Origin of the sequence: Microcystis sp. LE19-41.2A (assembly GCF_027530405.1) — a bacterium.
Taxonomy (GTDB): Bacteria; Cyanobacteriota; Cyanobacteriia; order Cyanobacteriales; family Microcystaceae; genus Microcystis; species Microcystis aeruginosa.
The window spans coordinates 1-1343 of record NZ_JAPZQJ010000424.1; the positions used below are offsets into that span (position 1 = coordinate 1).

1 protein-coding gene is annotated in these 1343 nt (G+C 32.7%); it reads right to left on the bottom strand.

Translation table 11 applies throughout. From position 1 onward, the window contains the following. Positions 1-416: 416 nt before the first annotated feature. Positions 417-1343, bottom strand: a 927-nt coding sequence (locus O9290_RS17455) for an adenine-specific methyltransferase EcoRI family protein (RefSeq protein ID WP_288087336.1), incomplete at its 5' end; no start/stop codon positions are given.

The following is a 1343-nucleotide window of genomic DNA, read 5'->3' on the forward strand; positions in this document are numbered from 1 at the left end:
GGTTGCCGCTTTTTGAGCCATCTTGGAATAATTTGACGTGCTGGTGGATTTCTAACTCACCCATTTTACCTTAGCTGACAATAATTATAAATTTTTATTTCCCTTGAATTCCCTATTCTAAAAACAGAACTATCTTCCTGATTTAACCCCGTTAGTTCTCAGCCAACCTCTTTGATTGCTTGAGTATTTATACTTAATTTGTCCAGCCAATTGTTTTTTTTGGTGATCGCCTCTCCTATAAAATAGTTACTTTGTACTATATTTTCCCTGCCAAAATCGGGGTTAATGCTCTATTTATTTCAAAATGAGAATTGCTGGGGTTTCATGCTTCTAACTTCACAGTTTCCATCAATGTGCATGGTGCGTTCCCCAAAATTGATCGCTGGAGTAGCAGGACTTGCATTAGGGAACGCACCCTAGGACTGAGTTATACATTGTTTTTCTTTGTCAGTTAAATCAATATATTCAGTTTGTATTCGTTTATTCTTGATTAGTATTCTAAAATACGGACATTTCCCATTTACTGATAAATCTTTATCATCATTCCCTTTCCTGAATTTAATTATTTCAAATTGGTCGGGATTGAATTTATGTAAAAATGTTATTGGTACACCCATAACCCCCTTGAAGTCTAAGGGAATGTCTTGGGTTTTATTGACATTAATTCCATCATAATTGTCGTATTTTGGATATTCAGCTTCATTGCCAAAATATCTTTTTGTCAGAGCCATATCTTCCTGTCGTTTTGATGTGTCTAAGTTGGTTAACCATAAACAATTATTTGGAGAAACTATTCTATTTCCAGAATTGTCAATACGAGCCTCTGTTCCATAAAGTTCATATTGTTCGGGAACAATGAAACCAGAAATACCTCTACCAAGATTTATTCCTAACCACGCTTTGTTTTCTTTAATTAGTTTGAAAATTTCTTGATAGGTTATTGCATTAATATTGCCAATTATCAGAAACTTTTTATCGTATTTAACTAATTGAGCTACATATTCTCTGAATAATGAAAATGGGGGATTAGTAACAACAATATCGGACTTTTTTAATAGTTCAATACTTTCAGGACTACGAAAATCTCCATCCCCATTAAAGTAAACAATGTCAGGGGAAATAGGTTTATTTTTTTCTCTCTCTGTACCTGTATATTCAAAGAAAAAACCCTTTTCATCTTCTTCTGTATTAAATAAATCTCTCACTTGTTCTCGATAACAAGATGTTATTATTTTTTTTAGACCTAACTTTTTGAAGTTTGCAGCAAAATACTTAAAAAAGTTACTAATTCGGGGGTCATCGCAATTGCAATAAACTACTTTATTTTCAAAATGACTTTTATA